This window comes from Pseudomonas sp. Pseusp9 (assembly GCF_059491265.1).
This window is the reverse complement of sequence record NZ_CP168500.1, coordinates 3,707,605-3,729,628: the sequence shown is the minus strand read 5'-3', so window position 1 is coordinate 3,729,628 and position 22,024 is coordinate 3,707,605. Positions and strand designations below refer to the sequence as shown.

The window sequence follows — 22,024 nt, the reverse complement described above, 5'->3', positions numbered from 1 at the left end:
CTGCTTATTTTGGAGGCCAGATATCATTGGCTAATCTAATACTGAGACAGGCGTGCCACAAGCGTGGCACGGTCTTATAGGTTAGCGTGTTGCCGGATAATCAGCGTTCCTGATGTGCGAGAACACGCCCGGCGGACTATGGTTCAGGGGACACGGTGCTTCCAGGAAGGAGCTTTGAAATGGGCTGTCCGCAAGTCTGTGCCACCGCCACCCTGCAATGCAGCTTTGGCGCGGCGCCGGCCGTGCTCAACGTGCTGCCGGTCAATCGCGTACTGACCGCTGGCCTGCCGGCGGCGAACATCATGGATCACATCCCGCTGGTCAACATCATGCCCTTCGGTGTGTGCACCAGCCTGGCCAACCCGACGGTCGCGGCCGCCACCGCTGCGGCGTTGGGTGTGCTGACACCGATGCCCTGCATCCCGGCGACCGCCACGCCCTGGATACCGGGCGGGGCACCCACGGTGCTGCTGGGCAACATGCCGGCGGTTGACGCCAACAGCACGTTGATGTGCAACTGGGCCGGGGTGATCAAGATTGTCATGCCCGGGCAGATGCAGATGCTCATTCCCTGAGTCCCACAGGGATCTTCTACGAATGCAGTATTTGTGAACAACAGTGATCACTGTGGCAGCGGGTTTGCCCGCGATGGGGTCATCCGAGCCAATACCAGGCTTCAGGCCTCAGCCGGATCACTCCAGCGCCTGAACCACCAGCGCACCCGCGAAACAGGTTTGCCCTCGGCGTCCAGTGGTCGCCCATCGGTGGCGAAACCCTGTTCCGGTTCCAACAACTGACCATTGAGATACCGCGCCTGGACGGCGGTTTTGCCGTTGGGGTGAAACCGCTGATAACGCCCCTCGCGCACGCCATCTCGGTAAAACTGAGTCTCGGCCAGTTGCCCGTCCGGAAAGTAGTTGTTCGCTTCACCGTGAAGCAGGCCCCGGCGATAAGTCGCGTTGCGTTGCAACCTGCCCTCGGGCGCAAAGAAACTGGCCACGCCGTGCAATTTGTCGTGCACATAAGGCAGTTGCGCCGAGACGTTGCCATTGGGGTAATACAGCAGGCTCGTGCCTTGTAGGGCGCCCTGGCTATAGCTCAGGTTCGCTTGGGGACGACCGGCGTCCTTGATGTGCAGCGGGCCTTCCAGCCGGCCTTCAAGCAAGCGCCCGTCGAGGTGACTGTCGCCACGCTCCAGATCGAGTTTGCCCGATGTCATTGCGTAACCCTCCTCAGTTGACCTTCACCAACCCGCCCTTGATGGTCAGCATGCCGCCGCCGTCCACGGTCTGCTCGGCGGCTGCCTTGTTCATCAGGCTGATCCCGGCATCGTTGGTCAGCGTCGTGCCCGCCTTGTTTTCCAGCGCGGTACCGGCCTGGTTGCTCAATGAGGTGCCGGCTTTCTGGCTGATCGACGTACTGGCCTCGGCGGCGAGGTCGGCGCCGCTCTTGATCGCAAAACTGCCGCCACTCTGCAGGGTCAGGGTGCCCGTCACCTTGATGGTCAGGTTGCCGTCCACGGTCAGGCTGTAGTTGCCAGCGACTGTGTGTTCATAGTTGCCGCCAGTACTGTGAGTCTGGTCGGCGCCGACTTTCACCGTGCGGCTGTCCTTCACGTCAAGGCTGTCGCTGCCGGTCTGGATGGTCACGCTGCGTTTGCCTTTCTCCAGGGTCACGGTCTCGTCGCCTTCCTTCACCGTGCGCGTGCGCGCGTTCTGCACCGTCAGGGTTTCGTCGTGGCCAACGGTGGCAGTGGTGTCGTTGAGTACGTTGATCTTCAGATCCTTCTGCGCCTGCAGGAACACCTCTTCGGCGTCTTTCTTGTCCTCGAAGCGCAACTCGTTGAAACCGCCGCCGCCCTTGGACGATTGGGTCTTGATCCCGGACTGGGTCTGATTGGCCGGCAGCGCATAGGGCAGGGCGTTGTCACCGTTGTAGACGCAACCGGTCACCAGTGGCCGATCGGGGTCGCCGTCGATAAAGGTCACGATCACTTCCTGGCCGATCCGTGGCACGAACTGCATGCCGAAACCCTTGCCGCTCCAGGGCAGCACCACTCGCACCCAGCACGAACTGGTTTCGTCGTTCTTGCCGTCGCGATCCCAGGGGAACTGCAATTTGATGCGGCCGTATTGGTCGGTCCAGATCTCTTCGCCGGATTTACCCACGACGATGGCGGTATGGGTGTGCATGCGTGGTTTAAGCGTTGTTCGCGCCGGGCGAAATGGCGTGGCCTTGGGGATCGCTTCGAAGCGGTTCTGGTAGCTGTCGTGGCTGGCCTCATGGGTGACCGCCGTCACCACCCAATCGATATTCAGGCTCGCATCATCATGGCCGGCGAGGGTGAACCAGTGCCCGGGCACCAGCCAGCGGCAGTCGCTTTCGCCGACAAAACGCTTCTCCTGACTGCGCAAGCCGTCGACCCGCTGCTTGGTCAACGCGTCGCCCCGCGCCTTGGCGTTGTAGCCGCCGGGATGCTCGTAGATCGAACGTGGCCCGGCGACCGCTTCGGCCTGGCTGTAGAGTGAAGTGGCCGGTGTGGTGAACTCGTAATCCGTTGCCCGATAAACGCCGGCTACGGCTTGCATGCACACATGGCCGGAACGGATGCCATGCAGTTCACGTTCGCCCATTTGCTGGCCCAGATAGCTGACTTTGGGGCCATTGGGGATCTGTGGGAACGCGTCGTTACTGTCGCCTAATATCAGCGTGTGCTTGCCAGCCTCATGGGTGAAAAACCAGAAAATCCCTTCCTCTTCCAGCAGCCGTGAAACGAAGGCGAAATCGGTTTCGCTGTATTGCACGCAGTACTCGCGCGGGGTGTAGCTGCCGGTGAGTTTCAGCGTGAAATCGGTGAAGCCGTGGGCCTTGAAAATCGTGGTGACGATGTCTGAAGTGCTGAGGTTCTGAAACACCCGGTTATTGCTGGCCAGCGTCAGCCACCACAGCCACGGGCGTAGTACGAGTTGATAGCGCTCGGCGGTGGCGTCCGCAGGAAGCTGGCGGATTTCGGCGACCAGTGCGTCGAAGGGCCGGGTTTTTGCGTCGTTGTGCAGAGTAGTGGTGACGTGGGTGGCGACGGCAGAAGCCAAGGGCAGGGTGGCACCGTCGTTGATGCCGTTGAGGGTTTGCGAGCCGAGTGCGTCGAGCGCTTCTTCGCCGGACAGCGACTCAGGGTAAAGCGCCGACAGCGAGGTGGCGGTGAGGGAGAGGGTGGTGGTGTTGTCGGTGGTTCGTGGCATTGCATGTCCTCACCGCGTATTCAACATATGACCGTGCCCGATTTCAGGATCTCATAGAGGTTGATATCACCCCCGACAAGCACGTTGGAGTGGTCGTTATCAGCCCGACCGGCTTTGTAGCTCATCAATTTGAAAGCCCCGGTATCAACGTCGAGATAAGCATCGACACCTTGGGCGCAGCTGTTTGACATGAATGTGATTTGATTTGTCCAGGCTGGCTTGGCTTTCATCGCATTCCACGTTGGTACATCGCCAAACACCACGGCACTTTGAACGGGATTAACACCCAACTCGTTCTTAAGGCTGTCAAAGGCGCCCGTATAGTCGAGTTTATTCTGGAAAAAACTACTGATGTGACAAGCAAATACAGAGTTGTCCGCCAGTGCACAGATGACACCCAAGCAACTATCGACGTGTGGAAACACGATGCCATGACTGTGCTGTTTGAAAATCTTGAAATACCAGCCATGGGTGGCGATATTTGCGTCAACGGCGGCGGGTTCGAGACAACGATAGATCATCGTAAGGCTCCTTTTTAAGGTGTTCGCTCAATTGTGGGGTCTTGTGTCCTGGTTTAAATGGTTCGATGGGTTCATGGTGGTTTTCATGTTTCACCTTGTTATTCATTGGATTGATTGTAGGGTGGAGGGTTGAAAGTTGGGAACGCTGTTACTATCGGGAATACGCCAACGTTCTCATCGCTTATGAACTCGCATTCTGTGATAGTTCTAATTCCATTGGTGTGCTCATGCGTAGTGGTTTTTTTGCCTGGCACTTTTACCGGAGCCGTGCCGATATGAGCGTCATGATAAAGCAAGGCGTTTTTAACTAATCGACCATCTTTCTGTTGCCATCCTGGAAGGATAACGCCATCGTTAGCATCACCAGATAAAATGTCTATCGTTCGCTGAAGGTTCCCAAGGATTGCGATATTTGCAGGTCTGAAGGCATAGTCCTTGTAGGTGAAAATATCTTCGTAGGCCGCATTGAGGTCCTTCATTGCCTGAAGTTTTTCGGTTTCCAGAAAGAAATGACTATTATCCAGTTCTGCTGGGCCATAAATGGCGTGTTCACGTATGTGCCGCAATACCCGGTCTGAAAGAAAATAGTTTTTATATAATAATCCTGAGTGCCATAAAAGCTTTGACCTTGACCATGTTGGTTTCGCTAAACAGGTTATCACTCTACTCATGATCGTTCCTTGAAGAGAAAGTGTGAACTGTGGAGTGAGTTGGATTTATTTTGCTTTCATGAAATAAATTCGCTCTCCCCGTTTTGTCTAGCTTGCATAGCAGTGGAATTTGGCGGAGCCGTCGACGTTTAAGCAAAATCCACAATAAGTTACGTTTTGCAGTTGTGCCTGAATGACGCCGGGTGTCACCTCGACCATTCGGCTTTCAAATCCGGTATGCCAACCATTGGTAACGTACACGGTGTGCACACTGACATCCCATGGGTAAGTCGAAAAGTACTGACTTATTTGCACGTAGTCTTCTTGTGTGCCGATGTATCGGGAACTTCTCATTACAGCAGCCATGTCGTATCTCCATTATATTAGAGCCTGACTATTCCAGCACCCACTCCGCCAACTTCCCCGTCACCTGCGTCATCAACACATTCTCAACATCCCTTGCCCCAGCCGCACTGCACTTGGCCAACACCGCCTGGACAATCCCGGCATCGAACTCAAACTGTTTCCCGGTCGCAGCCTTGTAGCGGCCACGCAATTTCTCCAGCTTCGCCAGCACAATCCCTTCCAGCGTCGCCTCATCCAGCGGTCGATACGCCACCACGGTCATCCGCGCCAGAAACGCCGGGCGAAAAGCTTGCAGCAGCACCTTGTGCAACGCTTCGTTAAACACATCGGTGCCCAGTTGCGCCACCGGCGTGTCGAGCAACAGTTCGGCACCGACGTTACTGGTGGCCAGCATCACGGTGTTTTTGAAATCCACCACCAATCCGGTGCCGTCTTCCATCACGCCTTTATCGAACACGTTGTAGAAGGCTTCGAGCACATCCGGATGGGCCTTTTCGATCTCATCCAGCAACACCACCGAATAGGGTTTGCGCCGCACCGCTTCAGTCAGTACGCCGCCACTGCCGTAGCCGACGTAACCCGGCGGGGCGCCCTTGAGTTGGCTGACGGTGTGGGCTTCCTGGTATTCCGAGAGGTTGATGCTGATCAGGTTGCGCTCGCCGCCATACAGCGCGTCGGCCAATGCGTAGGCGGTTTCGGTTTTGCCCACGCCCGTAGGGCCGACCAGCAGGAACACGCCGACCGGTTTTTGCGGGTCGGTGAGGCCGGCGCGGTAAGCCTGCAGGCGCTGGGCGATGGTGCCCAGCGCGACGCTCTGGCCCATGACGCGCAACCCCATGCGCTGGCCGAGCGTGCGCACGGCGTGGGCTTCGTCGGCGAGCATTTTGCCGACCGGGATGCCGGTCCAGCCGGCGATGACGGCGGCGACGGTTTTGCCGTCGACCTGTTCCGGTACCAGCGGGTCGTCCTGGCGGATCGCGTCGAGCCCGGCCTCCAGTCGTACCAGTTCGGCGGCCAGATGATCGATGCGGCTGTCGATGGCTTCGTCGGGTTTGTCGCTGTCGGCGCGTTCGCTCAAGGTCAGCAATTCGCTACGGGTTTCCAGCAGCTCGCACACGGCGACCCGTTCTTCGTTCCAGCGGGTTTCCAGTTCGCGAATGGCCTGCACGTTGCCCGCGGATTCGCTTTCCAGCAGGGTGATGCGCTCGCGGTGATCGAGCCCGGTGGCCTGTTCGCGGCGCAGGCGTTCGACTTCGTCCTTGAGGCTGTTCTGCCGGTGACGCAGGCTTTCCAGCGGTGGCGGCACGTCGTGCTGGCCAAGGGCGACCCGGGCGCAGGCAGTGTCGAGCACGCTGATGGCTTTATCCGGTAACTGGCGCCCGGAGATGTAGCGATGGGACAGTTTCACCGCTTCGTGGATGGCCGCATCCAGCACCTGTACGCCGTGGTGTTGTTCGAGTTTGGCGGCAACCCCGCGGAGCATTTCCACCGCGGTGGTTTCGTCCGGTTCCTCGACTTGCACCAGTTGAAAACGGCGGGCGAGGGCCGGGTCTTTCTCGAAGTATTTTTTGTATTCAAGCCACGTCGTGGCGGCCAGGGTGCGCAACTCGCCACGGGCCAGCGCCGGCTTCAGCAGGTTGGCCGCATCGCTGCCGCCTTCCGCACCGCCAGCGCCAATCAACGTGTGGGCTTCGTCAATAAACAGAATGATCGGTTTGTCGGCGCTGCGCACGGCGTCGATCACCCCTTTGAGGCGTTGTTCGAACTCGCCCTTGACCCCGGCGCCGGCCTGCAACAAGCCGAGATCGAGTACACGCAAGCTGACGTCCTGCAAGGACGGCGGCACATCGCCGGCAGCGATGCGCAGGGCCAGGCCTTCGACCACGGCGGTCTTGCCCACGCCCGGCGCACCGACCAGGATCGGGTTGTTCTGCCGACGGCGCAGCAGGATGTCGATGCATTGGCGAATCTCGCCGTCACGCCCGACGATGGGGTCGATGCGCCCGGCGTGGGCGTCGGCTGTCAGGTCCTGGGTGAACTGGTCCAGCACTGAATCCTGTTTCGGCGCCGGGTTTGCGGCACTCACTGCACGTTTACCGCCGACGTGTTCGCGAGAGCTTTCGGTCCACTCCAGCAGGTTGCTGCGCAGTGCCTCCCGGGGAATCTTCAACAGTGATGAAGCACTGTTGAGCAACAGGCTGCGGCGCTCGTCGCGGTCGATCAAGGCCAGTAGCAGCAACCCTGAGCGAATGCTGTCCAGCCCCAGCACACTGGCCTGCACCACCGCATCTTCGAGCAATCCGGTGGTGTGCGACGACAATGCCGGGGTACGCGTGCTGCCGGATTTGAAGAGCTCCAGCGCTTTGTTGATTTCCGCCGTCAAGGCGTCACGCTCCAGGCCGAAGCGCGGCAACAGATAGGCGAAGTCTCCGCCCTCGATGTCCAGCAACTCCAGCAGCAGGTGTTCGATTTCCACGTAGTGGTGGCCTCGCTGCAGACAGCGTTGCGCGGCCCGCTCCAGGGCGCGGCGATTGTCCGGGTTGAGGCGTCCGATCAGGCTGGCCAGTTCCATGTTCAGGTGATCTCCAGCTGACGAAGACGGGTTTCGATGCGTTGCACTGCCAGGCTGGTCTGGCGTTGCAGACCGCCGTTCCAGCTGAGCAGTGGTGGTGCCTGACGACTGAGTCTGATCGGGCCGGCACCGCGTACCAGCAACACCAATGTGCAATCCAGGTCCGGGCCGAAATACAGCGCACCGAGGCTGGCCAGTACCGGGTGAGATTCGCCATCGGGCAGGAACCGCGCCGCTTGGGCTGAGGTCAACGGGCCAAGGGTCAGACGAATGCCCGCATGTTCATCCCAGACCCGGGTGCCTGCCACTGCCGTGCGACCCAGTTGCAGATTGCGACCGCCGGGGATCATGCGACTGCGACTGGCGGGCGGGATCTCGCGCCAGGCGCCTTGATAGGCGCTGAGCTCAATCGGCAGTTCGAACTGTTCGCGCACGATCGCGGCAAAGCCGGCAAGTGAACGGCGCCCGTCAGCAAACAGGGCGCTGCACGCCAGCACGGCACAATCGGGTACCGCCTGACGCTCCTGCAAGGCTTTGGGCAGCAACCCGGTCAGGGCCCGCAACTGCGTCTGAACCGCCGAGGCAGCGGGGACGGAAAACCCCACGGCAATCCGGTGTTTGCGCATCACTTTGTACAGCAGGCTCAGCAGCCGATGCTGAAACAGATCGAGAAACTCGGCGGGTGCATAGTCCTTGGCCCGCGCGCGTTGCTGCAACCATTCCTGATAGGCGTACGGCAGCGGGCCGTCGGGACCGCCGAGGCCAAACACCGGGGTACTGAGGACCGGTTGCTGGCCGGGTTCCTGGGTCAGGCTTTCGATTTCGCTGGCGGCAAACAGCGGCGTCAACGGACCGCGCAAGCGCAGTGCTTCTGCTTGCGGGGCGGTGCCGCTGCCCAGGGATTGGGCTTGCGGTTGTTCGCGCTCCAGCAGCAACAGTGCCTGCAACAGTTCGAACGCCTGGGGATCGCGGCGCAGTCGTTGGCTCAGGCTTAAAGGGACAGTGGCATGCCGGCTTGGGGTTGCCATGTCTTCACCTCCCTGTCTGATTGAACCAGCACCGTGCGCACGAAACGGTTGGCGGTGGCATAGAGGGAAAAGAACTGCGCAAGCACCGCTGAAAACAACACCGCGCTGCTACCGACGAAATGCTGCGGGTCGAGATGCAGGCGCACCTCCAGCCCGTTGCGCCAGCCACGCCAGGCGTCTTCGCCGACATGGGCGATGACGCGTTCGCAACCGAGGCCGAGCAAGCCTTCGATTTGGCGCCAGGCGCTGGCCTCGTCACGCAGGTTGTGCAACTGGAGGATTTCCTTGAGTGCGTCCAGCGCCTGTGGCCCTTCGACCAGCGACAAATGATTGAGGGTCAGTTGTGAGACCAGCCGCCAGCGCGACTCGCCGTCCAGGCGTGGCACGCTTTGCGGGCTGGGCGGGTTGCGCAGTCGCGCCCAGGCCACCGGGCCCGGGCGTTCAAAGCCTAACGGTGTGCCGGCCGGCAGGCTCTGCGCCAGGTGCCGATTGGTGCAGAGCAGTTCGGCGGTGAGGCTGTAGTCGATGGCCTCTGACGACGGCTCGAATCGGGTGTCCACCAGGCTCACCAACAGGTCTGTGCCGAGGCGATTGGGGGTCATGCCGCTGACACGTCGGGCGTGCCAGTAGCACTGTTTATCGGCGTCGCCATGTTGGCTGCCGTAATAGGCCGGCACTCGCTGAACCCCACGACTGGAAGTGGCACGCATCGCCCGGATGCTATGGATCTCGACGCTGTTTTCCCGGTGGTTGTCGGCGACCAGGCGGTATTCGCTGCGGGTTCCGTCCGGGCGTAGCGGCTCCGAGGTTCGCGGGAACAGATTGATCACTGGCGTGCAACCCAGTGCAAGATCGCTGGCCTGAAGCTGCATGCGATTGGTTGGGGCGCGGTCGAAGACGATGTACAGGTACAGCGCCTGACTGTCGCTGGTGGCGCCTGCCAGGGGCAGGTCGAAGAAGTTGAATTTGTCCGGGAAGGCAAAGTACTCGGCGAGCAGGCGCCGACCCGGGTGCACCCCATCCTCGTCCGGCAGCAAACCTTCGTCGCTGGCCAAACCGACGATCTGCGGCAACCCCGCAAGGGCTTTCGGCACGCTGCCGACGGGGCCGGCCAGGACCTTCACGGCGTGGGCGCCGAGCAGGTCGTAGAGGCAGGCGTTGACCACCGGGGATGCACTGAGGTGCACGCGCAACTGTTCGATGCCAAGCGTTGACCACTGGCTGTCACCGAGGCAGCGCAAGCCCAGTCGCAGCGCCGAACGCGCCTGGACAACACCGGTCAGGGCCTGGGCTTCGTCGCTGCCCAGCAGCAACGCTTCGGTGATCTCCAGCGGCCACAGACGCACGGGGGCACTGGTGCGAAAGTGGATGCTTTCGCCTTTGCCGGTGGTGACGAATAGCGGCGTGTCGCGAGGCAATGGGTAGCCGCCGTCGAGATTGCCTTTGCTCGGGTCCGGCTGGAACTGCACGATCGCGCAGGAAGGCAGAGGGCGCATCGCCAATGGATAGAGTTGTTCCAGCAGGGCATCGCTGAATTCGGCGTAATCGTCATCGAGCCGGCGTTGCAGGCGGGCCGCCAGCAGTGCAAACCCCTCGAGCAGCCGTTCGACGTGGGGGTCGGGGCACTCATCGGGGGACAACTCCAGCCGCCTGGCAACCTTGGGGTAGCGCTCGGCGAAAATGCCGCCGGCATGGCGCAGCCAGGTCAGTTCCCGCTGGTAGTAATCGAGCAGTTGCGGGTCAATCGAGTCGCTCATGACGCACCTCAAGGCCATCGCCGGCCCGCTCGATCACAAAGGCCACGGGCCAGTGCTGGCGGCCACTGCGCAGTTCCCCGACCAGTCGAATGCTCAGTTGCTGCGGGTGGCCGGGCAACGGGTCGACCTGAACTTCGCCCAGGCGCAGGCGGGGTTCGAAATGGTTGACGGCTTCGCGCACCTGTCGCGCCAATTGGCGACGGTCATCGCTGCGCTGCGGTTGCAGCGCGGTCCAGTCAGCGATGCCGTAGTCGAGAATGCTCGGTGGGGAAGTGAGCGGGTTTGGGCCGCGTCGGGTGTTGAACAGACGCAGCAACTCCGTGCGGATCGAGTCGAGCAGGTCCTGGAGGTCGAACACGGGTAACGTGTCGACCTCGCTTGCGGCCAGTCGCTCGAACAGCGGCGGGAGGAGGCGGGTGCCTGCCATGGCCGACGCGCCCGCTTACTTGACGAGCTTGTTGGCGGCCATGTCCCAGGTCGAGGCGGCCGTGCCTTCCTTGGTGCCATCGTCTTTCTGCGCAGTCAGCTCCCATTTGATCTTGGTGAAGTTCAGCGACAGGGTTTCCACTGGCTTGCCACCCGTACCGCCGCTGACGCTGACGTTGGACAGCACCACGTTGGTCAGGGTGTAGATGATGAACGGCATTAACTGACCGCTGCCTTCGGCGGCGTTGCGGCCGATGATGACTTTGGCTTCCGGGATCGGTTTGCCGGCACAGCAGTATTCATTGAGGGACGGAGTGGAGCTGTCGACGAATTTGGTCAGCGTGAACTCGCCGATGTGCGGCTTGCCGGAGGTCCGTTCCGAGTTGCTGACGTCGTTGGTCACCTGCATGGCCACGTTGTGGCTGTAGGACATGACTTCGATCTTGTCCTTGTAGCCCTCGAGCAGACTGTCGCCTTTGATGTCGCCGCCGAGGTCGAGAATGATTGCATCCATCGCATGAAACTCCTGAAGGATATCGCGCTAGATAAACAGGGAACTCCCGTCGGGCTGGCCGACGGGAGCGGTGCAGGTCAGGCGGCTACCGGTGGCGGCAGGGTGGCCACCAGGCGGATCGAGGCGGTCAGCTCTTCAAGCTGGAAGTGTGGCCGCAGGAATACCGTGGCCTTGTAGGCGCCCGGTTTCCCCGCGACTTCCGTCACATCGACCCGGGCTTCGCGCAACGGGTACTGCGCCTTGATCTCTTGCGGCGCGTTGTCGTTGATCAGCACGTAGTCGGCGATCCAGTTGTTGAGGTAGGTCTGCACGTTGTCGCGGGTCATGAAACTGCCGACCTTGTCGCGCATGATCACCTTCAGGTAATGCGCGAAACGCGAGGCCGCGAGCACGTACGGCAACATGGCCGAGATCCGCGCATTGGCGTTGGCCTCGTTGGTGTTGTAGAGCTTGGACTTGTTGGTGGTCTGGCCGCCGAAGAACACCGCCACGTCGCTGTTTTTCTTGTGGCACAGGGCGATGAACCCCAGGTCGTTGAGCTCTTTTTCCCGACGGTCGGTGATGGCCACTTCGGTCGGGCACTTGAGCGACAGGTCGCCGGAGGTGGTGCGGAAGGTGTGGGCCGGCAAGCCTTCGACCGCGCCGCCGCCTTCAGCCCCGCGAATCGCCGCGCACCAACCGTATTTGGCGAAGGCTTCGGTGATGCGCTGCGACAAGGCCCAGGCGGCGTTGCCCCACAGGTATTTGCCGTGGTCGCTGCCGTTGACGTCCTCGACGTAATTGATGCCTTCCACCGGCGAGGTGTCCGGACCGTAAGGCAAGCGCAGCAGGAAATGCGGCAGCACCAGCGATACGTAGCGCGAGTCTTCGCTTTCGCGGAACGAGCGCCACTTGATCAGTTCCTGGCTTTCGAACACTTTCGACAGGTCACGCGGCACGGCCAGTTCGGTGAAGCTGTTCATGTCGAACAACCGCGGGCTGGCGGCGGCAATGAACGGGGCGTGGGCAGCGGCGGCGACGTTCGACAGTTTTTCCAGCAGGCCGATGTCCTGCGGGTGCCGGCCGAAGGTGTAGTCACCGACGAGCAGGCTGAACGGGTGGCCACCGAAGGTGCCGTATTCCTCTTCGTAGATCTTTTTGAACAGCGCGCTCTGGTCGAACTCGACGGCCTTTTCCAGATCGTTCTGCAGCTCTTTCTGGGTGACATTGAGCAGGCGCAATTTCAACCGGGAACTGGTTTCGGTGTTTTGCACCAACAGGTGCAGGCCGCGCCAGGAGGCTTCGATTTTCTGCAGCTCGGGGTGGTGCAACACCTCGTTGAGTTGCGCGCTGATCAACTGATCGATCTGGCTGATGCGGTCGTTGATCATCGCCACGGTGTCCTTGTCGATGGCCATGCCTTCGTCGAGAACCTGGGTGGCGAACTCCGCGAGCATGTCGCGGGCATAGTCCTGCTGGCTATCGTCATGGGCCATGCGGCCTTCGGCGATGATGCGGTCAAGCAGGGACAGGCTTTGCGTGGTGCTTTCACTGGTGTTGGCGCTGGCTGAAGCAGGCATGGCGACGTCTCCCTAAGTGAATGAGTGATCAGGCTTGCGGTTCGGCCGGTGCTTCGCTGTCGCCTGCGGGGGCGGCGGTGTCCGGACGGGCAGACTTGATCTCTTGCAGGCCTTCGGTGTTGGCGATGACGTCGCGCAGCAGTTTGTCCAGGTCATCGTTACCGTCGAGCTTGGTCAGCAGGTCGCGCAGGCGCTGACGCGCTTCGAACAGGCGCCGCAGCGGGGTCACTTGTTCGACGACCTTAACCGGGTCGAAGTCGTCGATGTGTTTGAAGTTGAGTTCGATGTTGAGCTTGCTGTCATCGCCAGTGAGGGTGTTGGTGACCTGCAAGGTGGCGCGAGGCGCAATCGAGGCGAGCACATCGTTGAAGTTGTCGCGGTCGATCTCGGTGAAGCGTCGCTCATTGAGCTTGGGAAGCGGCTCGAGCGGTTTACCGGACAGGTCGGCGAGAATTCCGACGACCAGCGGTAATTCTTTTTTCTCGATGGCGTTGCCGATTTCGACGTCGTAGGTGATTTGCACCCTGGGCGGGCGGACCCTGTCGAGCTTGTGCTGAGTACTTTCTGCCATGTTGGCTGACTCCGATGCATGAGCGGGCGCAATGCATCGGGAGGCCCGTTCATCGCTTTCCCTTGCTGGACCGTAGGTTAGAAAGGGTGGCAGATGGACCTGTCGTTCCTTTGACAAACCTTCCACATTCGGCATGGGGGGCCGAACTATCCAAGACGCTAGAACACGTCTATAAAAAAGCAAGCGAAAACAATTTTGGACCGACCCGAGAAAAGGACAATTCATTTTGATTGCACGTTTTTTTGCTTTCGCCTTGTTCCTGACCCTCGCCGGGTGCTCGTTTTTCGGGCCACGGGTGGACCTTGACAACCTGACCCTGGACGTCGCCCCGAAGGCCAACGACGACACTCCGATTGCCGTGGATTTCATCGCCGTGAATGATCCGGATCTGCTCAAGCAGTTGTCGGGCATCACGGCGCGGCAGTGGTTCGCCGAGCGCGATCAATACCTGCGCGACTACCGGCAACTGATGACGGTATGGGGGCTGGAGCTGGTGCCCGGTCAGTTCATCGACAAACAACCCTTCCCGCTGGGGGGCAAGCGGGCGACTGGACTTTTGGTCTTCGCCAGCTATAACACACCCGGAGCACACCGGTTACGGCTGGATGACCAGAGCGATGCCTGGCTCAAGTTCGACAGTCGCGAGATGACGCTGGTCAGCAATACTCCGCAGTGAACACATTGCCAGGCCGCTGGATTGCGCGGCGACGTAGACGTCGAAGGGAGTCGTATGAGCCTGTTACCTGACGCGGTTTGCTGGCACGAGGGCATGCAATTGCTGCCCCAGCATTTTCAGTTGCAGGGGCTGCGAGCCGAGGCGTTGGTGACGCATTTTGCCCAGGCCTGCAATCCCTGGTTCTGGGGCGTGAGCCGGATCGAATTCGACCCCGGCGCATTGAGTGCCGGGCTGGTGCGGTTGCTCGATCTGCAAGCGACGCTGCCGGACGGTTTGCCAGTCAATCTGCAAGCGGGTGTCGGGCCGGCGCTGGAACTCGATGTCAGCGAAGCGGCCAATGCTTCGGAAAACGCCACGGTCACGGTGTATCTGGCCGTCAGCCCGTTATGGCGTGCCGGTCAGTTGTTGCCGCTCAAGGGACGGCTGCAATCGGTGATCGGTGATGCGCTGCCGGATTTGACCAGCGGTGAGTACCCCGAGTCGATCACGGTGTGGCGTCCGAATCCGCGGTTGTGCACGCAACTGAACAAGGCCGATTCCGTCTGTTTGCCACTGCTGAAAATCCGCAAGGAGGGTGGTGGTTTCCTTTCGTTGCCCTACACGCCACCCACGCCGTGCCTGCTGCCCGAGTCGGGGTTGGGTCGCCGGGTGGCCGGGCTGTGTGCCAGAACGCGGGAGAAATGCATGTTCCTGGCCGGCCGCCTGCGCCAGGCGCAACAGGCTGGCAATCAAGACGATGTGCTGGAAATCCGTCGACAACTGACGGCGCTTTGGGCGCGTCTGCCGGAGGTCGAGGGTACGCTGAACAGCCGAGTGGCCACCCCGCAGGCATTGCACGGTTTGTTGCTCGGGCTGGCCGGTGCCTGGTCCGCGCTGGATCCTTTGGCCGGGGTTCCTCCGTTCGCCCCACTGGATTTTCTGGAACTGCAGCGCGGTTATGAACCGGTCCTGGACTGGCTCGAAAGAACCCTCGAGTTGATCCGCGCCGGCTATCGCAGCCTGCCGTTCGAACGCAGCGAGCAGAGCTTTTCGATTCAACTGCCGGACGATCAGCCGAGCCAGCGTCTGGTGATCGGTTTGCGCATGCCCAACGGCAGCAGCGAACAGGCTGCCAGCGAATGGCTGAGCGGCGCGATCATCGCTTCGGCGCCGCATGTGCCATTGCTCAGTCGCCAGCGCATGAGCGGTTTGCCCCATCAGGCGATGAGCCGTAACGAACAAGTGGCCTACAGCGTCGGCGATGACACGCGGCTGTTTGTGGTGACGGCCGATGGTCAATGGTTCGACGGGCAATTGCCGTTGCTGATTGTCGCGCCGGCCGCCAAGCCGGCGAGCAGCCCATGGCAAGTGGTGTTGTTTGTGGCCCAGGCCGGTGACAGTGCCTGATCAGGGAAGGGGCGTCGTATGTTCGAGGGGCATGCCGGGACGGGTACACGGGGCTTGCGCGAAGCACCGTTGAGCAGTGCATTTCGCGAAGCCTGGTTGCAATGGTCCCGGGAATGGAATCAGTTGCCCAGGGACAGCGACGACGATGCGCTGGTGGAAGCGGTAGTCGACCTGTCGACGCAAATTTCCCAGCGTCTGTGGCGCACGGCTTTCGCCCGGGTTGGTGAAGCTGCGACCGATCAGGTCAAGGCACTGGTCTATGCCTTTGTCGCATTGATCGATGAAACGCTGTTGTTCACGTCGTGGCCGGGCCAGTCCGCCTGGCAGGAACAACCGCTGGAATCGCGGATGTACGCCAGCCGTCAGGCCGGTGAAAAACTGCCAGCGGCGATCAAGACGTTGCTGGACGAGCAGATTCCCGCCACCCGCGACCTCGCCAATGTCTATCTGCAATGCCTGGTGTTGGGTTTTGAAGGACGGCTGCGCGGCGAGCAAAGTCAGGCCCAGCATGAAAAACTGCGCCTGGCGCTGTTCACGTTTGCCTGGCAGCACGATGCGGAGTATGCCGATGTCAGTGACCGGCTCGCGCAGCCGTCGGCGGTGCCTGCGGTGCAGTTGCCGGTGCGGCAGTCGTTGCCGGATGGCTTTCGCCTTGGCCTGGTCATTCTCGCCATGGTCATGATTCTGACCGGGCTGGGGCAGTTCTTCTGGCGTGACATTCGCCAGGAGCTCGACCCGGTGTTGCAGATGACCGACCCGGTTGCCACCTCGGAGCAAGACACATGAGCACGCTCGGGATCGTGGGCCTGGTCATCGTCGTGTTGGTGGTGCTGGCGGTCATCGTGGTGGCGGTGTGGTGGTTGCGCACCCAGAGCGGGGCGGCGATCCGCAGTTTTTATAACGCGGTCCGCCATATGGAACAGGAGCAAGGCGCTCAGGACCGTTACCAGATTCCGTGGTTACTGATGCTCGGCGACGAAACCCAGGGTACCCGGTTGTGCAGCCAATGGCGTTTGCAACCAACGGATAAACCGGCCTGGTTCGGGCGCTGGTGGTCGGACCCCGAAGGCGCGGTGCTGGTGGTGCCACAGGCGTTGTTCCTGCCTGATGAAGGCATGAGTCTTCAACGCGGCGGCTGGTGGCGCTTGTTGGGCTTGATCCTGCGCTTGCGCAGCAAACGGCCACTGGACGGGGTGATCTGGACGGTGCCGGTCAGTTGCCTGGGTAATGCCGAACAGGCCGCGAACCTCGGTCTGGCGGCGCGCCGGCGCTTCATCGATCTGTTGCAGCGGTTTGGCCTGAGCCTGCCGGTGTACGTGGTCATTACCGGCATGGAAGAGCTGCCGGGTTTTCAGGATCTGATCTCGGCGCTCCCGGTCGAAGCCCGCGAACGCACATTGGGCTGGTCTTCACCCTTTGGCCCGGAAGCGGTCTGGCAGGCGCAATGGAGTGATCAGGCACTGGACCAGGTGAGTCGGGCCTTGTCGGAGTCGATCATTGAAATCGGCGCGTTGTCTGGCCATCTCAAGGGCGAGCTGTTTGGATTGCCGGAACAATTCGAAGCCTTGAGGCGCCATCTGCAAACCGTGCTCGAACCGGTATTCCAGGGCAATGCCCAAGGCGAGGCGCCACGTTTTCGTGGGCTGTATCTGACCGCCAGCCAGCCTTCGCAAGACGCTGCCGATGAGCTCTCGGCCCATGACGAGGGGTTGCAACAGAGTGCCTTTGCCCGGCGATTGTGGCAGCGCCGGGTGGTTGCCGAGCGTGGTCTGGCCCAGGTGGTGCCACGCTTGCTGCGTCTGCGTCAGCGCTGGCAGCGACTGACCGGTGTGGTGGCCCTGGTGGTCGGCGTGGTCTGGGCCGCCAGCATGCTCTGGGTCTGGCAGGACTCGGTCAAGGATGCTCATGAACTGTCGCGTCTGCTGCAAGGCGCACAGAAGAATTACGTTGCGGTCACCGATGAGTCGCATCGGCAGGAGTCGACCCGGCGCAACGTCCAGGGGTTCTGGCGGGTCCTGGAAAAGGCTCCGCGCTGGAGCTTCACCTCGGTGGTGTTTCCCACCTCCTGGTTCTCGTCGCTGGACAGGCAATTGGAGGATCAACTGCGCTTGACTGCCCAGAGCCACATGCTGGAACCGCTGCATGATTTGCTGAAGGCGGAACTGGTGCAGCTCAAGGCCATTCGCAACACCGAGCGACGTGGCAACGTCGAAAGCGAAGATCCGGCCCAATGGCAGAACTACGTCAAGGCCAAGGACCTGGTGGAGCGTGCGGTGCGTCTCGAACAACAGAATCAATGGTTCAATCAAGCGCTGAACAACCCCAAGGCGCCGCTCGAAGATCTGGCGTTGCTGAGCAATAACGCCCTGTCGCTGAACCTCAATGCCGGTACGTTGCACCGTGCAGGCTTTTACAACCGGGTGTTGCTCGATGCCAATGGCGGTGACTTGAAGCCGCTGGACCTGGCCATGGAACGTGCGGTCATCGAGGAGAACTTTTCCGGGCTCATGGAGCGTTGGCTTGACCAGTACTTTCTAGCCGACAACTTCGTCCGCCAGGCGGGTTATCTCAAGCTGCATCTGGAGCGGCTGGAGGCCGGCAGCGGCAATTCCCTGGCGGAACTCGAAGACTTGCGCGCACTGATCGACGATCTGCAAGCGCTGATCGGGCTGACCAATTCGGCCTGGAGTCGCGGCAAGGGCCAGGACCTGGTGCCAGGTTATCGCGAGATGATGGACAAGGTGCGCCAGAGCAGTCTGCTCGGTGCGCAGGTCGAGCAACAGTTGGATCAGCAGGCGTCCAGGTTGCAGCAAAGCTTTCGTGATCAATGGATCGCCCAGGCGGGGGCGCGGGGCAACTTGCTGGTTCAGCAGGGCAGCGGGCAACTGACCTTGCAAGTGCACGTCATCCAATTGAACAACGCGGTGCAGGCCCTGTTCAAACGCGATTTCGTGGCCATCGCCTTGCGTGCGGATCAGGCTGCCGGTGCCGTTCAGGGGCAGAACGTCGATGGCGATGATCTGAGTACGGCGCTGAACTATTTTGCCAGCTACAAGAGTTATGCCGCCGAGGAGCTGCCGCGCATTCCGCCGGCGTACCGCGATGCGGTGCTTCAGGCAGCAGAGGGGGCGGCGGCCCAGGCCATGTGGTTGAGTCTCAAGGATCAGAATGACCAACCCCGGGCCGACGGTATGTTCAACGTGCTGGCGCCGCAGGCCGTGGCCTTGCAAAAAGCCTTCGTCGAGGTGCATCGCAGTGATTTGGCCATGCGTGTGCAAAACGCGCTGAATCGCCGCGCCATAGCCCAGGTGGCCAGCGGTCTGGATGAAATTACCGCGCAGCCGTTGTTCAGCGGGCGCAGTGAGATCAGTCAGTGGGACGGCTCGAAAAACCTTGGCCTGCAACTGTTCGGCGCCATTGATGTGCAGGATTTGAAGCTGAGCCTAAAGCAGCAATTCAACACCATGCTTGGCATCACCGAACGGCGCACCTCGGCGCTGGAGTGGTTGAAGACCCAGCAACAGAATCTCTCGGCGCTGGATTACGAGCGCGTCATGCAATTCAGCGCGCTCAACGATGAACTGCTCAAGTACAAGGATCAGAACCCCGCCAGTTCGCCGGCCCAGATCGAGCAGTTGGTGAGCCGCGATTTCATTGAAATGGATGCCACGTCCTGCGGCCAGATTTTGCAGACAGCCAGCTTGTCGGGCGGGCGCGGGACGTTGGCCCTGCGTGCCCTGGATCTGCAACAGAGCGCGATGCAACGCTGTCAGCTCTTGCAGCAGCAACAGGCAGCGGCGGCATGGAACGACCTGGCCGGCTATTTCAATCAATACCTGGCCGAGCGCTTCCCGTTTGCCAATGGCGTGCAGGCGACCGACGCCGACCCGGCTAGGGTTCAGCACTTCCTCGATCTGATCGACAAACGATTGCCCGTGGCGCAGGCCGGGCTGCAACTCAGCCAGACGCCGGAACGTCTGGCTGCCGAGGATTTCCTCAACCGTTTGAAACTGGCCAGCACCTGGCTGGGTCCGCTGTTTGTGCGGGACAAGAGCGGCATCCTCGGCGTTGAAATGGACGTGCGCTGGCGCACTGATCGCGAGGAGGAGCGCGGCGCCGACCAAGTGATTGCCTGGGGTTTGAATGCCGGAAATCAACAAATCAGTTACCCCGGCGAGCCACAGCCGAACCTGCGCTGGATGGTCGGCCAACCGGTCCGACTGACCTTGCGCTGGGCCAGAAACGGCTCGCAACGCCCGGCCAATGATCCGTTGCAGCCCAACCTGATGGTGCGTGACTTCGAAGCCGGTTGGGAGTACGGCGGCCCGTGGTCGTTGCTGCGCCTGATCCGTTCGCACCAGTCGGTGCAGCGCCAGCCGAACATGGACTTCACCGATTTTCCGCTGACATTGCGCTTGCCGGTGACGGCACAGACCAGCACGGCCGGGCAGACACAGATGTTCGTGCGCCTGTCGTTGATGAGCCAGGGTTCGAAACTGCCGTTGTCCATTGCGCCGCTGCCCACCCGGGCTCCGCGTTCACCGTTCATGCAAACCAGGGTGACCGCGTCTGCGACGGTCATGACTCAGGAGGAGGGCTTGTGAACCCGACTACACCGGCGTTGCCGGAGCTGATTGCCCGGCTCCTCGAACCGATCAGCGAACAGGCACCCTGTGGCGAGGATTTGCGTTACGAGCGTGAGTTCGACCAGGCGCGTGAACTGCGCCGGGAAGACGACACCAGCCTGCCAACGGGGGTCTGGCAGTCGTCGATCAAGCGCGCGCAATGGCCCGAACTGGAGAAGCTGGCCACCACGCTGTTGCTCGAACGCAGCAAGGATCTGATGGTGTGCGCCTGGCTCGGCGAGGCCTGGTTGCATCAGGACGGGCTGGACGGGTTGCCGGGCAGCCTGGCACTGGTCGCGGGCTTATGCGAACGCTACCCCGAGCAGCTTCATCCCCGGGCCGAAGACGGTGACCAGTCATGGCGGGTCATACCCCTGGAGTGGCTGGTGCGGCGCTACAGCGAAGTGTTGCTGACGCGGGTGCCGTTGCTCGATCCGCGTAACGGTGAGTTCGAAGGTTACTGTCTGGACGCGTGGCGGCGATTACAGCTGCAACAGGTACTGGTCAATGACAGCAAAGCGGCAAAAACCGCGGCGGAAACAGCGCGCGGCGAACAGAAAAAACTCACCGAGCTGATCCGCGCCACGCCTCTGTCCCACTGGCTGCACCGTCAGGAGCGTCTGCTGGCGAGCCTGCAACACCTGCAACGGCTGGAAGCCTGGAGTGATGCTTACCTCGGTGCTCAGGCGCCGGGCTTCAAGGGCCTGCAGGAGGTGATCGAAGCGTTGTTGACACTGGTTCAGGAGTTCATCGCCATGCAGCCACGACCGTTGACCGGGGTACCAATCGAGTCGCCAACTCTGGCGGCGTCAGGATCGGCCGAGCTGGTGCCAATGCCATCCACACCTCAGGTGTTTCGCGAGCCGGAGAGTCGCGACGAGGCCTATCGGCAATTACTGTTGATTGCCGAGTACCTGACGCGTACCGAACCCCACAGCCCCGTCCCTTATTTGATTCGCAGAGGGGTGGAGTGGGGCAACAAGCCGCTGAGTGAACTGTTGGGCGAACTGATCTCGGCGGATGCCGAATCCCGTCGGCTCTGGACGCTGTTGGGCGTCCTTTAATCGGTGACCGAGTAAGGCGTGGTCGGCATGGGCAAGGCAATCGGCGTCAGCACCGGTTGCCGGGAGAAGAATGCCATCAGGTTCTTGCCCACCAGTTCGACGGTGCCCTGGGTGGCTTCCGGGGACAACCCGGCGACATGGGGTGTGAGGATCACGTTGCTCAGAGTCTTGAGCGCATCCGGCACCTTCGGTTCGGCGTCGAACACATCCAGCGCGGCGCCAGCGATGCGGCGTTGCTCCAGGGCAGTGATCAGATCGGCGGTGGCAATCACGCTGGCCCGGGCGATGTTGACGATAAATCCCTTGGGACCCAACGCGTCGAGCACCTGGCGATTGACCAGATGCTTGGTGCCCAGACCGCCGGGTGTGGCGACCATCAGGAAGTCCGAGGCGCGCGCCAGTTCGGTCGGGGTCGAGCAGAACGTGTAGGGCACATCGCTGCGATGCTGGCGGTTGTGGTAGCTGATGCTCATGTCGAAACCGGCGCCGGCGCGTTTGGCGATGGCCATGCCGACTGCGCCGAGGCCAAGGATGCCCAGGCGTTTGCCGGCGAGGGAAGGGCGCATGATCTTCGGCCATTCGCCGCGCCGTACGGCGGCATCACAGCGCGGCACGTCGCGTACCAGCGCCAGCAGCAGTGCCATGGCATGGTCGGCGACAGACGAGGCGTTGACCCCGGCGCCATTGGTGACGGTGATGCCCCGGTCGGCGGCGGCCTGCAGGTCGACGTGTTCATAGCCGGCGCCGATCACGCAGATGATCTTGAGGTTGGGCAGCGCGGCGATTTCATCGGCATACAGCCCCAATGGGCCACGGGTGAGGACGGCATCGATCTGCCCGGCATGCCGGGCGATGGCTTCGGCGCGCTCGGCGGGCGTCGGGGCCAGAATCAGGTGGAAGCCCTGATGTTCCAGGATGGGCAGGTAATCATTGATGGTTTCAACCAGTACCAGAACGGTTACAGGCATGCTTGGCTCCCTGTGGGCATCGAAAATCGGCTCGAACATCGCTTGAGATTGCTGATTTAAGGATAGCTTGGCAACCACCAGTGATCGCAGCCAGCGACA

General features: G+C 61.3%; 18 protein-coding genes. 6 read left to right on the top strand and 12 right to left on the bottom strand.

The genetic code is table 11. The annotated features are described in order from the left end of the window. Window positions 1-179: 179 nt before the first annotated feature. Entirely contained in the window at window positions 180-575 is a 396-nt protein-coding gene (locus ACEN8E_RS16630; protein ID WP_495589035.1) for a DUF4280 domain-containing protein, read from the top strand. A gap of 101 nt (window positions 576-676) precedes the next feature. Here the strand turns inward: ACEN8E_RS16630 and ACEN8E_RS16625 are convergent, their stop codons facing one another. From ACEN8E_RS16625 to tssB, 11 genes are all read right to left on the bottom strand, one after another. Continuing rightward, the gene (locus tag ACEN8E_RS16625) at window positions 677-1,219 is read right to left on the bottom strand and encodes a toxin-antitoxin system YwqK family antitoxin (RefSeq protein WP_495589034.1); all 543 of its coding nucleotides are present in this window, start codon (window positions 1,217-1,219) and stop codon (window positions 677-679) included. Between the two features lie 13 nt (window positions 1,220-1,232). Further along, window positions 1,233-3,242 (bottom strand): type VI secretion system Vgr family protein, encoded by a 2,010-nt coding sequence (locus ACEN8E_RS16620; protein WP_495589033.1) that lies wholly within the window; start codon window positions 3,240-3,242, stop codon window positions 1,233-1,235. 20 nt (window positions 3,243-3,262) lie between these two features. Then, window positions 3,263-3,763, bottom strand: a complete 501-nt coding sequence (locus ACEN8E_RS16615) for a hypothetical protein (RefSeq protein ID WP_495589032.1) — start codon at window positions 3,761-3,763, stop codon at window positions 3,263-3,265. 98 nt (window positions 3,764-3,861) lie between these two features. Then, entirely contained in the window at window positions 3,862-4,434 is a 573-nt protein-coding gene (locus ACEN8E_RS16610) for a hypothetical protein (protein ID WP_495589031.1), read from the bottom strand. A 373-nt stretch (window positions 4,435-4,807) separates the two neighbouring features. After that, window positions 4,808-7,351, bottom strand: coding sequence for a type VI secretion system ATPase TssH (tssH, locus tag ACEN8E_RS16605; protein ID WP_495589030.1), 2,544 nt, complete (start codon window positions 7,349-7,351; stop codon window positions 4,808-4,810). Between the two features lie 2 nt (window positions 7,352-7,353). After that, window positions 7,354-8,379 (bottom strand): type VI secretion system baseplate subunit TssG, encoded by a 1,026-nt coding sequence (gene tssG / locus ACEN8E_RS16600; RefSeq protein ID WP_495589029.1) that lies wholly within the window; start codon window positions 8,377-8,379, stop codon window positions 7,354-7,356. Beyond that, the gene (gene tssF / locus ACEN8E_RS16595; RefSeq protein WP_495589028.1) at window positions 8,343-10,136 is read right to left on the bottom strand and encodes a type VI secretion system baseplate subunit TssF; all 1,794 of its coding nucleotides are present in this window, start codon (window positions 10,134-10,136) and stop codon (window positions 8,343-8,345) included. The genes tssG and tssF overlap by 37 nt, the downstream gene beginning before the upstream one ends. Continuing rightward, the gene (tssE, locus tag ACEN8E_RS16590; RefSeq protein WP_495589027.1) at window positions 10,120-10,563 is read right to left on the bottom strand and encodes a type VI secretion system baseplate subunit TssE; all 444 of its coding nucleotides are present in this window, start codon (window positions 10,561-10,563) and stop codon (window positions 10,120-10,122) included. Before tssE ends, tssF begins: the two co-directional genes overlap by 17 nt. A 15-nt stretch (window positions 10,564-10,578) precedes the next feature. Further along, window positions 10,579-11,076: an Hcp family type VI secretion system effector gene (locus ACEN8E_RS16585; protein ID WP_008046674.1), complete on the bottom strand. Its 498-nt coding sequence runs from the start codon at window positions 11,074-11,076 to the stop codon at window positions 10,579-10,581. Between the two features lie 77 nt (window positions 11,077-11,153). Beyond that, window positions 11,154-12,635 (bottom strand): type VI secretion system contractile sheath large subunit, encoded by a 1,482-nt coding sequence (gene tssC, locus ACEN8E_RS16580; RefSeq protein ID WP_046037251.1) that lies wholly within the window; start codon window positions 12,633-12,635, stop codon window positions 11,154-11,156. Between the two features lie 28 nt (window positions 12,636-12,663). After that, window positions 12,664-13,206 carry a type VI secretion system contractile sheath small subunit gene (gene tssB / locus ACEN8E_RS16575; protein ID WP_495589026.1) on the bottom strand — a complete coding sequence of 181 codons (543 nt, stop codon included), beginning with the start codon at window positions 13,204-13,206 and terminating at the stop codon, window positions 12,664-12,666. 226 nt (window positions 13,207-13,432) lie between these two features. Between tssB and ACEN8E_RS16570 the strand changes: the two genes are divergently transcribed. From ACEN8E_RS16570 to tssA, 5 genes are read left to right on the top strand one after another with little or no spacing between them, the layout of a single operon-like run. Beyond that, window positions 13,433-13,882: a type VI secretion protein gene (locus tag ACEN8E_RS16570; RefSeq protein WP_495589025.1), complete on the top strand. Its 450-nt coding sequence runs from the start codon at window positions 13,433-13,435 to the stop codon at window positions 13,880-13,882. Window positions 13,883-13,936: 54 nt separating this feature from the next. Next, on the top strand, window positions 13,937-15,268 hold the full coding sequence (gene tssK / locus ACEN8E_RS16565) for a type VI secretion system baseplate subunit TssK (RefSeq protein ID WP_495589024.1): 1,332 nt from the start codon (window positions 13,937-13,939) through the stop codon (window positions 15,266-15,268). An 18-nt stretch (window positions 15,269-15,286) separates the two neighbouring features. Continuing rightward, on the top strand, window positions 15,287-16,054 hold the full coding sequence (locus ACEN8E_RS16560; RefSeq protein ID WP_495589023.1) for a DotU family type IV/VI secretion system protein: 768 nt from the start codon (window positions 15,287-15,289) through the stop codon (window positions 16,052-16,054). Next, the gene (locus tag ACEN8E_RS16555; protein ID WP_495589022.1) at window positions 16,051-19,872 is read left to right on the top strand and encodes a type VI secretion system protein; all 3,822 of its coding nucleotides are present in this window, start codon (window positions 16,051-16,053) and stop codon (window positions 19,870-19,872) included. Before ACEN8E_RS16560 ends, ACEN8E_RS16555 begins: the two co-directional genes overlap by 4 nt. Then, window positions 19,869-20,957, top strand: a complete 1,089-nt coding sequence (gene tssA, locus ACEN8E_RS16550; protein ID WP_495589021.1) for a type VI secretion system protein TssA — start codon at window positions 19,869-19,871, stop codon at window positions 20,955-20,957. The genes ACEN8E_RS16555 and tssA overlap by 4 nt, the downstream gene beginning before the upstream one ends. On the opposite strand, the gene ACEN8E_RS16545 is transcribed toward tssA, so the two are convergent. Next, the gene (locus ACEN8E_RS16545) at window positions 20,954-21,925 is read right to left on the bottom strand and encodes a 2-hydroxyacid dehydrogenase (RefSeq protein WP_495589020.1); all 972 of its coding nucleotides are present in this window, start codon (window positions 21,923-21,925) and stop codon (window positions 20,954-20,956) included. The two genes, tssA and ACEN8E_RS16545, sit on opposite strands and share 4 nt — an antisense overlap. Between the last annotated feature and the right edge of the window lie 99 nt (window positions 21,926-22,024).